Consider the following 12,028-nt stretch of genomic DNA (forward strand, 5'->3'; position numbering starts at 1 on the left):
ATCGGCGTGAGAACGTTATCAAATGTAGAGGAAGATGGTCCCATTCTGGTATGAACAACGACTTATTTAGTCAGTCACCACATTTTCCCTGACTGGTTATGTAGAAATAGTTACAATTTTGTAAAGAGTATATTCTCCCGGGTCGCTGCTATCATTCCCTGTCCGCACAAAAAAGGCGATTCCCCTTGCATCGGGAAACCGCCTTCTGTTCATGTACAACCCTATTTACAGGGATTTGATAAAATTGCAGCCAATCTTCTCATAGCCCATATGCTGATAAAACGAGCAAGATGACAAGCGCTCGTCACGGTTCATACCAGTAACGAACATCGAGCGATCGCCCGCTTCACGCGCTTGCTGTTCCGCAGCCGTAATCAGCTCGCGTCCAATTCCGCGTCCGCGATGAGATTCTGCAATCACCAGACCTGTGATCTGCGACGTTTGTTGTCCTGTATCATATGACGTTTTGCGATACAGAGCGATCATGCCCACCACTTGATCATCCCGTTCCGCTACCAGCGTCAAAAACTGGGATCTGCCTTCCAACGCTTCCATCCGGTCGCGCAGTACACTTTCTGTCATCGGGTAACGAAGTTCGCGCATCAACGAAGTGAGCGCCTGAACATCTTTACTTTCAAACTTACGGACCTTTGCAACTGGCAATAAAACATTAGTCGACATGTACATACTCCTCTTTTAGCAGAGCCGCCGCCTGCACGGCGCGCTTCCGCGCGATTTCCACACTTTCGTCAGCACTGAGCGCTACCGCCATTCGGCGTCCCGGCTTGGTGTCCGGTTTGCCGAATACTCGGACCTGCGTGCGCGGCAGCTTCAGTGCCTCTTCCAGTCCGCCAACAACGTAATCGGTTGATGCCTGTGTTGCTTTCAGTGTTGCCGATGCGCCCGGTGTCAGCAGATGAACACCCGGAATCTCAAAGCCCAGAATCGCTCTAACATGTAGCGCAAATTCGGACAGATCCTGTGTTACCATCGTGACCATACCGGTATCATGCGGACGCGGCGAAACTTCGCTAAAAATCACGCCCTCTTTGGACAAAAACAGCTCTACCCCGAACAGTCCGTACCCACCCAGATGTTCGGTAATGGTGCCGGCAATATGCTGTGCCTGCTCCAGCTGTTCCGCAGTCATGTGATGCGGCTGCCAAGATTCCACATAATCGCCGTCACGCTGAATGTGTCCAATTGGTGGACAGAACAACGTGCCAGATGCTGAACGCACCGTCAGCAGTGTAATTTCACTTTCAAAATGGACGAAAGCCTCGACGATGACCCGCACCGACTTGCCACGGGCGCCCTCCAGCGCAATATTCCAGCAGGATTCTGCATCTTCCGGTGTACGGCAGACACTCTGCCCTTTGCCAGAGGAACTCATCAATGGCTTCACCACGCAGGGTGTGCCCAGTACGGCAACCGCTTCTTGCAGTTGCTCCAGATTATCCGCAAACCGGTACGCAGCAGTAGGCAATCCCAATGTCTCGGATGCCAGACGGCGTATCCCCTCACGATCCATGGTCAATCTGGCGGCAGTCGCGGTAGGAATCACATGATAGCCTTCCTGCTCCAGTTCTACCAGTACGTCTGTGGCAATAGCTTCAATTTCGGGTACGATCCAATCCGGTTGCTCCAATTCGATCACCCGGCGCAGTTCTTGCCCGTCCAGCATGTCAATGACATGAGAACGATGCGCCACCTGCATAGCCGGTGCTTCCGGATAGCGGTCGACGGCGATACATTCCACCCCGAGCCGCTGTGCTTCGATAACAACTTCCTTGCCAAGTTCTCCACTACCAAGCATCAGAATCTTTTTGGCATGGCGAGAATTTGGTGCCCCCCACATGATAAACAGCACTCCCTTGCTCCGTTTTTTACACTGCTACAGATTGTGCTTTTCTCCTGTCGACGAACACATTGTAAAATTTCCGACGAAAAGATTTATAAACTTTACAATATGTTGACACTCTTATTCTCTTACCTTCCAAGTTAGATTGCAACCCAAAAACTTTAAATTTTTTGACAAAAATCGAATTTCTTTAGTTGATAACGGTTACATTTGCGAAATTTGTCATAAGTTGCGCATGGGGGATGGTGCTTGGTTGTGCAACATGCACTCCGGAAAGGAATAAGGGGAACGGCTCCGGTGGAGAGGTGAGAATCTACGGAATGGGAGTACTTGTAGATTCTCACCTCTCCAAGGTCGCCTTTTCCCCTTATTTCCTTTCCTTCGTTCCGTGCACATGGCATCAATCCCCTATCCGTGGAGAAAGTAGTAGGGAAAGATTTAGCGGTAAGAGTTTACTATGATGCTCTAGTGTCAGTTGTTCAATGATTGGCATCAGTCGTTTGATCCAGCATGGGCGGATGACTTTGCATGTTGGATTGTTTGATCATTGGTTGCACGGCAGTGAGGGTTTTGGGAGATATTGTGTGTTTGGGTCTTATGTATTGGCAAAGCAAAGCCACTATATTGTTAGCTCGCCCGGATGAACCGGGTGCTAACAATATAGTGGCTAATGGGTAGGATAGTTATAAGTGTTATAGGTTAGATGGGTCGGAATGGGTACGCTTGTTTTTGTGTAGATAGTGTAAATGACTATTTCAGATCAGATTACGTATTGCTTGGACAAGCTATTATAGAAAACGGAATTGGGCTTCGATTAGGCCGTTGTAGACGCCTTGGTGTTGGATGAGTTCGGTGTGGCTTCCTTCTTCTTTGATCTCGCCGTGATCCAGTACGACGATGTGGTCGGCGTGGCGGATTGTGGATAGGCGGTGTGCGACGATGAAGGATGTTCGGTCTTGGAGCAGGACTTTTAGGGCTTCTTGGATGCGTAGTTCGGTTTCGGTATCGATACTGGCGGTGGCTTCATCTAAGATGAGGATGCGTGGGTCTGCCAGCAGCGCACGGGCGAAGGATAGCAGTTGGCGTTGCCCCATGGATAGAACGTTACCGCGTTCCTCGACTTCGGTATCGTAGCCTTTTGGTAGCTTTTCGATAAAGGCATGCGCATGAACGGCTTGTGCGGCGGCTTCGACTTCTTCATCGGTGGCATTCAGGCGACCGAACCGAATATTGTCGCGGATCGTGCCGGAGAAGATGAAGGTGTCTTGCAGCACGATGCTGATCTGGCTGCGCAAGCTTTCCAGTGTGACGTCGCGAATATCGTATCCGTCGATGGTGATTTTGCCGCTTTTGATGTCATAGAAGCGGCTGATCAGATTGATGATCGTCGATTTGCCAGAGCCGGTATGACCGACGAGTGCGATCGATTGTCCGGCTTGTACGTTCAGGTCAATGCCTTTCAGCGCTTGACGACCGGGTTCGTATTCGAACACGACTTGCTCAAACATAATATCGCCACGAATGCGCGGCAATGGCTTTGCATCCGGTTTGTCAGCGACAGATGGCTTTTCATCCATAAATTCAAAAATGCGTTCCGAGGATGCCATCGCTACTAGCAGTTGGTTGTACATATTACCAAGACGGTTGATCGGGTCCCAGAAATTGCTCACATAATTGGCAAAGGCAACGAGAATACCGATCTCAATCTCGCCGCTGGCGATCAAGGTAGCACCAAAGCCAAACAGGATCATGGAGCCGAGTCCACCGGTAACTTCGATTAACGGTCCGAAGGTCTGATTTAAGGCAGACGCTTTGTCCCAAGACTGCTTGCTGGACATGTTCATGTTGTCGAAGTATTTCATATTTTGCTTTTCCTGCGTGTATGCTTGCGTAACGCGAATGCCCTGAATGGATTCGTTCAGGTGAGAGTTAATACGGGAATTCTTCATTCGCACTTCCTGCCACGAACGACGGATCACTTTGCGCAGCTTTGTAGACACAAAGAACATGATCGGCACGGTCAAAATAACGGCTAGTCCAAGCTTCCAGTTGATCAGCATCAGAATGACGACGATACCGACCAGCTGTACGCAGTCGATCATGACGTTAACCGCACCGTTCGTGAACAGATCCTGTAGCGAGTTCACATCATTGGTGACTCGAACGAGCACAGAACCAGCAGGTCGTTTATCGAAAAAGGAAAAGGACAGCCGTTGAATGTGCGTGAATAGGTCGTTGCGCAGATCATAGATGACACGCTGACCGATAATATTCGTGTATTTGATCCGGTAGGCGTTGGCAACCCACTGAATCAAATACAGTCCAAGCGCGAGCGCAGTCAATCCGTACAGTAGTCCAAGACTTGGCTGACCATCTGCTGGCTGAATCGCCCGGTCAATCGCTGCTCCGGTAATGAGCGGAACCGAGAGCTTGGTAATCGTGCCAAGTACCATCATGAGTAGAATAAACGGCAAGATTTGGCGAGCATATGGCTTCATATAGGCGAACAGGCGGCTGAATTGTTTCCAGTTAAATGCCTTGTCGATCAGCTCATCATCCTGATATACGAACCGGTCTTCTACCCGTACAGAAGAGGTATCGTTCACTTTTTGCCGATTATCGATTGACGTGTTGTTCATGGACGGATTACTCATGTGGTCTCACCTGCTCTCTATCTGTCGGCGGCTGATTGTTATTTTCCCATACCGACTCTTCGTCTGCGGTCGATGCGGCAGAGGTGTCGTCCTGATTGTGTTGGTTATGGCGTTCTCGCTGTACAGCATCGACAGTGGATTGCTGCAATGTCGCATTGCTCACATTCGCCTGCTCCTGCATACGCTGGATATGATCGGCATACTGCACGCTGTACGTATCCTGATACAATCCTTCCACCGCAATTAGTTCCTCATGCTTACCACGCTGGATGACGCGCCCTTCCTGCAACACGAGAATTTCATCCGCATGGCGCAGCGATGAGATGCGGTGCGCGATAATAAAGGTGGTACGCCCTCTCATCACTTCCTGAAAACCGGACTGGATCTCATGCTCCGTCTCCATATCGACTGCACTGGTGGCATCATCGAGAATGAGAATGCGCGGATTTTTGAGCAGGGCACGAGCGATGGCAAGCCGTTGCTTTTGTCCACCAGACAAGCCAAGCCCGCGTTCGCCAACAATCGTATCGTAGCCATTCGGCATTTCCATAATAAATTCATGTGCTTTGGCAAGTTTGGCGACTCGAATGACTTCATCCATGCTCACTTCATTGATACCGTAAGCGATATTGTTCTTAATCGTAGATGAGAATAGAAAGGTCTCCTGAAACACAGACGATATGCTGGCACGCAAATCTTCAATGCGAATATTGCCAATCTCAATGCCGTCGATTAGAATACGTCCGTCATTCACATTGTACGCTCTCATCAGCAACTGAATAATCGTCGATTTCCCAGAGCCTGTTCCACCGAGTAGACCGATGACCGATCCCGGCGGCGCATCCAGATTGATGTCAACTACAGCTGCCATTTTGTTGCCGTAAGCGAACGTAACATGTTCAAACTGTACATGCCCCTTCATATCGCTCGGTTGCAGCGACTTGGCGCTCTCCGTGTCGCTTACTTCCACATGCTGATTCAAAATTTCCAGTATTCGTTCGGTAGATGCCTTGGACTGCGTGTAGTTGTTAATATGGAAGCCAAGTCCCCACATCGGTCCGATAATGTACCAGATCAAGGTGAAAAAGGCGACTAGTTCCCCCAGCGTCATCGCTCCATTAATCACGAGTGTTCCGCCAAAGCCGAGCAAAATAACGATACATACCGAAGCCAACAGCTCCATCACCGGAAAATACCGACTCCACAAAGTAGATGTAAACACCTGATTCGTACGATACCGTTCGTTGCGCAGCGAGAATTTGTCCACCTCATGCGGTTCGCGAGCAAATGCTTTGACTGTACGTACGCCTGTGATATTTTCCTGTACGGCTGTGGTGAGTGAACTAAGTGCCAGTCGCATCTCCTGAAATGCCGGATGAATGCGCGATTCAAACCGCAGCGCGACATATACCAGAAATGGAATGGAAATGAGTGTTACTAGCGTTAATTGCCAGTTGAGTGAGAACATGACTGCCGAGCCGAAGATGACCATCAGAAACACGTTCAATAACTGAGCAAAGCCGAAGCCGATAAAGTTGCGAATCGCCTCCAGATCACCAGTCAGCCGCGACATCAGATCGCCCGTCTTAGCTGTATCATAATAACGGAAGGACAGAAATTGAAGCTTTTCGTAGCAGGCGTTACGTAGTCGATACGCGAGGTAATTGCCCAGCCGACCTCCAAAAAATCCGTGCATGAATTGCATGAATGCCTTCAACAATGTGACGACAAATAGAGCGATGACCAGCATAGGCACCTGATCAAATCGCCTGAGCCTGATAATATCGTCAATCAGGTATCTGAGCAGATTTGGGTACACCAGTCCGAGAGCGGTAGCGGTTGCAAGACAGAAAATGGAGAGATACAAATAGCTCTTTTTTTCCTTATAAAAAGCTTGCAGTTGCCTGAGAACGTCCATGTTGAGCCTCCTTTAATCACCTGTCAGGTTATTTAGCATAATGAAGCTTACCACCGCGTAACTGCTGCCGCAAAGACGATACAGGTCGGTTTACAGCCCTTGCTACCAGCCTTGTCCCATAATCAATATGTAATAGGTCAATTCTAATGAAATCATGCCAAATTCTCGCAATACCAGCCATTTAAGCGATGGTGTCGATTTTTGTAAACTTTATGACCAAAATGCAAAGTAAAAGCGTTATAATTTCAATTTAAAATAACGTTTTTAAGTTATTTTACCTCGCTAAAATAAATCATAATCGTATAATAATACGGAACTAATTTATATATGAAAAAAGAAGGTTATTTCCGCTTCGGGAAACAACCTTCTATCATTATATGGTGATTACTATGTGTGCAAGTTTCTTTTTAAAACGGATTGTATTACGGCTTAACGTTCTATTGTCGGTTGACTTGGAGAAACATGTAATTGCTCCAAACGTGTTGCCAACTGCTGCCAGCGTTCCGGTCCATCCGCCATTTGCAACGATGCTTCTGTTCCTTCCGCCCATTCGGAGATTTGACGTTGTAATTCCTCTGCCGTCTGATGCAGTCGTCCACCCAGACCATCAATATAATAAGCAGCCAGACGATCACGTTGTCCATCGAGCAGTGTGCCGATCAATTGATCTAACTCCGCGCTGAGCTGATTGCGCACTTTATCCCGTCCACCCTGCTCGAAGAAATGGCGAGGATTTCGGAATAGCGGCCAGAACAATTTCCAGTTAAGCGTCTCCCCTGCGAGCAGTGGCGGCAATTCCGGTGTTTGCCAATCGGTCGGCTCAAAGGGTGACAAACGCAAGCCCGGTGCCTGTTTCTCCGCTTCACGTCCATACGTCTGCATACGGTCAGCGATCAGACGACGTGCCGCTTTCTCCATCCGTAGCGTAGTAGCCAACACTTCCTGCTCCAGCTCAATACCAAGACGGCGCTGCAATTCACGTCCACAAGCGGCAAAGTCGGCTTTCAAATCAGCAGATTCCTTATTGAGCTGTGCCGGGTTGAAGATTTCTGGAATCCATTCCAGCGTCTTCAGCTTCAAACGCTGACGCACATGGAACAGCAGCTCGGCACTTTCTTCCTGAATGCGTCGATCCGGCTCGGCTTCAGCGATGGCAGAGATTGTACGATTCGCTTCCGCCTGCTCGATAATGAGCTGCTGACGACGCTCGGCACGATATGCTTCGCCGCGCTGTGCCGCCTCCTGCCATGAGATGATTACCTCATGAATACGATGCAGCTCCTCATCTGCCGCATGTACTGCTAGCCCTGCCAGCGTCTCATCGGCAAAGGACATAAAGTGACTGTGAAAGGCATGGAAGCCTTCATCCTGCCCATGCAGCGCACGGCGACTAGACAGCGAATAAATATGCGGCTCACGAATACCAGCACCATTTAGCTCCTGCTGAATCCGTCCTACAACCTGCTGCTTCTCTTCTTCTGACGAAGCCAAATCCGATGCATTAACGATGAAAAACATATTATCCAGCGCCAGACTGCCTTTGACCCGTCCAAGCTGCTCTAACAGCTGACGATCACCAGCAGTAAACGCATGATTGTAATACGTCACAAATACGAGCGCGTCCGCCGATTTCATATATTCAAAGGTAACACCTGTATGGCGCGCATTGACCGAATCCGCTCCCGGCGTATCGACCAGCACCATGCCTTGTAGCGTTAGCGGGCAATCGTAATACAGATCAACCCGGCGTACAAAGCATGATTGCTGCTCATCAGATACATAGCCACGGAATTGCTGCATATCAACCGTTAACGCCTGCCCCAGCTCGTATCGTGCCTTTTCCCAGCCTGCGGCAGCTGCCAGTACAAAGTTATAATGTGCGCGTGCTGATGGATGAATCCGTGCCGGATTCAATCCCGATACGCCGCGACTCCAATCTTGCTCCAAGGAACGATCTGGCAAACCGAGCAGTCGCAATGCTCCGCTAATGTCTTCTTGCAACTCCTGCGCAGACTTCATATGAATGACTGCTGTTGCATGGTGATGCTGTTCATCTGAAGACATAATCTGCGTAATCGCCGCCGTCATCGGATGCGGCGATACCGGTAACACCGAACCGCCCAATAACGCATTGGCAAAAGACGACTTGCCCGCACTGAACGCGCCAAACAATGCTAATGTAAATTTGCCATTTTCCATCACTTCTGCTCGGCGGCGCAATTCAGCTGCCTGCGAAGCCAGACCGGGAATATCATGAATCCAGCCAGCAGCCGTGCGCAATTGCTCCGCCTTACCAAGCAAACGCTGCATCCGGTCAGATGAGCTGCTGATCGTTGCACTGGAGTCTGCAACTACGCTCGAAATAGAACCTGTAGTTACATTGCTAGCGCTCTGATTCGATTCGATAGTATCTCCACTCGCTGGATGAAGTGTATCTGATGTAGCATCCAATGATACATTGCCGCTTGTAGACGTCTGATTCACTCCAGCAATATGCTCATCAGTATCAACAGTCAATCCAGTCTGTTGTTCCTTTATCGCAGAATCATTCGAGTGCCCTGCTTGCGTAGTAGCGACAGACACAGCTGGTAACCACGATGGCACACCTTGCTCGCGTTCTGGCAATAATGCGCGTACTGCTTGTTCCTGTTCCTGCTGCTTGCGCTCTTGCTCCAGTTCGGCAGAGCGTACAGTGATCGCTGCTTGCACATGCTGCATTTGCTGCCGTACACCAACCAATTGCTGCTCACTGGCAGGACGAAGCTGATCCAGCAAAGTATCGGTCGCATCCAGTGCTGCCCGGCGGTAACGCGCGGCGGTCTGCTCTCGCAGAGCACGCGTATAATTCAGCACGTATTCGCTCGATACCGGCATATCCTTACCTGCACCGGTAGCGATATCCTGCTCCCCGATTTGCGGCAGCGAGGCAGTCAGCTCTGACTCCTGCTGTTCATTCCACAGCTCATGCTCCATGCTCCAACCGCGCAGCAATCCGCGTACATGCAGATCCAGATTGGCAGTCACTTGCTTGCGGAACGCTTCGAGGAACGCTTCTGTACGCTGTTGTCGCTCTTGCAACGTTTTGTCCTTGGAAGCGAACAATCCTTTTTTGAAGCCCGGGCGCTCGCCTTCCAGATACAACTGTGCCAGATCGCGCACCTCCGAAGGCGTTAGATTCGCTTGCTCCACCAATCGCCCAATCTCCCAAGCCCATTTATCCTTGAGCGCAGTCAATTGACCAGCCACGTCCTGCTCCTGCTGCTGCAAGACTGTGAGCTTCTGTTGCAAGGTTGGCAGGTCATCTATCGACTGCTGCTCCTCTTCTTCTGAGGCATCTATATCAGCATCATCAGGCGTAAACTCATTGCCAGACCTGATATCATCATGATTTTGCACATCTTCGGAATGATCATACTCTGATTCCGTCGGTGACACATCCTGATCTGCTGATTGCTGACGCAACCATTTGCCGTGTTCCTCTGCCAGTTCCCATGCTGCTTGCAATATACTGTAATGCACGAGCGGACGATGATCCTCCAGCAACTCACCGATCAATGAACGTAGACGCTCCAGCTTGCCATATTCATGCTCTGGCGCCATTCGTGATACATACAGCACACCTGCCGGTTCAATCCCACGACGGGCGAATGCCTGCTCCACTGCACGGGCATAATCGGCAAAAGGCAATTCCTCGTCCTCATGCTTGTCAATCTGATTGACGATCAGATACAGCGGCTTCCCGCGCTCATACAAGGTGCGCGCAAATGACAGATTCGTCTCTGACTGCACATGATTATAATCCATTACATAAAAGACAACGTCTGCACGGTGCAGCGCCGAATACGTTGCTGCCTCATGCGCATCATCGGTAGAATCAACACCCGGCGTATCCAGCAGTACACCATGTTGTCCAAGCAAAGGCACATCATCCCACAGCTCGACTGCTTCATAATCGCCACCGTTTTTGCAATATTCGTCCAGCTCCTGCAAATTGATATCCAGTGTACCGCCATCATGCGTGTGCACAATCGCACGCGGAGCGCCGCAGCGGATCGAAGCGATATTCGCTGTCGTTGGCACCGGACTGGTTGGTAGCACCTGATGACCACACAACCAGTTCATCAGACTCGATTTCCCCGCCGAAAAATGACCGCAAAAAGCGAGTACCAGTTCATGCGAACGGTACTTGGTCAACAGCTCACCCGCCTTGCGAGCAGCATTATGATTGCCCTGAAGACGCAATTCGCCCTCCAGTTGTTCCAGCACAAGCTCAAAAGATTGTTCGTTTTCCGTTGTAATCGCTTGCATCAGTACGTCCCTCCGTGCTTTCTGTCTCGTCTTTGTCGGCTGCCGAAATGATGAGATTCACCCGACGCCATTTTATTGGTAATGGTCTATGTGATGCTGCCGGTTCTGCCTCTTGAGGCATCCCGTTACAATGTAATCTTTATCCATTGTATCACTGTATTCACCAGAGCGGAAATACAAAAAAGCCTTCCACAATTACCATTCTCCTAGAGGAAAATCAGTAATCATGAAAGGCTTGCGGACTCATCGTAATTAGATTACGCTTGCTTCCGTTTCAGCGACCGGCACTAAAATTTCAAACAATTTGCCGTGCTGCAAAATGGTGATGCCTCTGCCTTTGTCTTTCATTACAACGACATCACGCTTTTGTGCCATACGCTCGATATAATGCTCCGGTACGTCGCCGGAATAGTTGACTGTGATGCCTTCAACTACCTTCTCTTCATTTTCAGCCAATTCTTCAGATACGATTTGCTCGAAAATATCCGAGAATTGTTCAAAATTGTCAGTGTAGACGGAAATGCATTTCATAACGTTCGACCTCTTTTATATTGTAGTATTGGTTTCGTTCCCCTGTAGACCCACGGCCGATGATGCGGACTTTCTCGGCTTGGATGCCTTTTTGTCTTTTATCACCAGGGACGTTTTCATTCGTTTTTTGCCTTCACGGCAAACGTCGAGCAACGGGCAAATCTGGCAGGCGGGATTTTGTGCTTTGCAATGATACCTGCCAAAAAAGATAAACTGATGATGCGACTGCGTCCAATCCTCACGCGGCACCTTCTTCATCAGCTTGCGCTCCACTTCCATAACATTGTCTTTCCAATTTGCAAGCCCCAGTCGTTTGGACACCCGCTCCACGTGAGTATCCACGGCAAACGCAGGCACACCAAAAGCATTGGACACAACCACATTGGCGGTCTTGCGTCCGACACCAGGCAGCTGAACGAGCAGATCGTGCTCACCCGGCACTTCCCCGCCGTACGTTTCGATCAAAATATGGCACAGGTTTTGAATATGCTTCGCTTTGCTTCGGTACAGGCCGATGCGCCGTATATCCTGTTCCAGTTCCTCCAGCGGCACACTCAGGTAATCCTGTGGTGTCCGGTACTTCTGAAACAAATCAACGGTTACCTTGTTGACGGTTGCGTCGGTACACTGTGCGGAGAGCAGTACCGCAATAGTCAGTTCAAAGGCGTTACTATGATGAAGTTCGCAGTGTGCATCAGGAAACATGCCGGCGATCGTATCCAGAATATGTCTTACCGTAGCGGCATTCATTTTCAT

Annotated in this window: 6 protein-coding genes and 1 pseudogene; all 7 read right to left on the reverse strand. The window is 49.7% G+C overall.

What is annotated here, in order from left to right; all coding sequences use genetic code 11:
- Window positions 1-225: 225 nt before the first annotated feature.
- Window positions 226-681, reverse strand: a complete 456-nt coding sequence (locus tag ACE3MZ_RS14385) for a GNAT family N-acetyltransferase (protein ID WP_411342846.1) — start codon at window positions 679-681, stop codon at window positions 226-228.
- The gene (gene purT, locus ACE3MZ_RS14390) at window positions 671-1,858 is read right to left on the reverse strand and encodes a phosphoribosylglycinamide formyltransferase 2 (RefSeq protein WP_411342847.1); all 1,188 of its coding nucleotides are present in this window, start codon (window positions 1,856-1,858) and stop codon (window positions 671-673) included. The genes ACE3MZ_RS14385 and purT overlap by 11 nt, the downstream gene beginning before the upstream one ends.
- Window positions 1,859-2,649: 791 nt before the next feature.
- Window positions 2,650-4,500: an ABC transporter ATP-binding protein gene (locus ACE3MZ_RS14395; protein ID WP_411346800.1), complete on the reverse strand. Its 1,851-nt coding sequence runs from the start codon at window positions 4,498-4,500 to the stop codon at window positions 2,650-2,652.
- A gap of 202 nt (window positions 4,501-4,702) precedes the next feature.
- Window positions 4,703-6,433, reverse strand: a pseudogene (locus ACE3MZ_RS14400) (ABC transporter ATP-binding protein); the annotation flags it as partial.
- Between the two features lie 429 nt (window positions 6,434-6,862).
- Window positions 6,863-10,741 (reverse strand): dynamin family protein, encoded by a 3,879-nt coding sequence (locus ACE3MZ_RS14405; protein WP_411342848.1) that lies wholly within the window; start codon window positions 10,739-10,741, stop codon window positions 6,863-6,865.
- Window positions 10,742-10,993: 252 nt separating this feature from the next.
- Window positions 10,994-11,272 (reverse strand): NAD/NADP transhydrogenase alpha subunit, encoded by a 279-nt coding sequence (locus ACE3MZ_RS14410; protein WP_367059070.1) that lies wholly within the window; start codon window positions 11,270-11,272, stop codon window positions 10,994-10,996.
- Window positions 11,273-11,287: 15 nt separating this feature from the next.
- Window positions 11,288-12,022, reverse strand: coding sequence for an endonuclease III (gene nth / locus ACE3MZ_RS14415; RefSeq protein WP_411342849.1), 735 nt, complete (start codon window positions 12,020-12,022; stop codon window positions 11,288-11,290).
- Window positions 12,023-12,028 lie beyond the last annotated feature (6 nt).

The sequence above is a fragment of the Paenibacillus sp. WLX1005 genome (genome assembly GCF_046603685.1).
Taxonomy (GTDB): domain Bacteria; phylum Bacillota; class Bacilli; order Paenibacillales; family Paenibacillaceae; genus Saccharibacillus.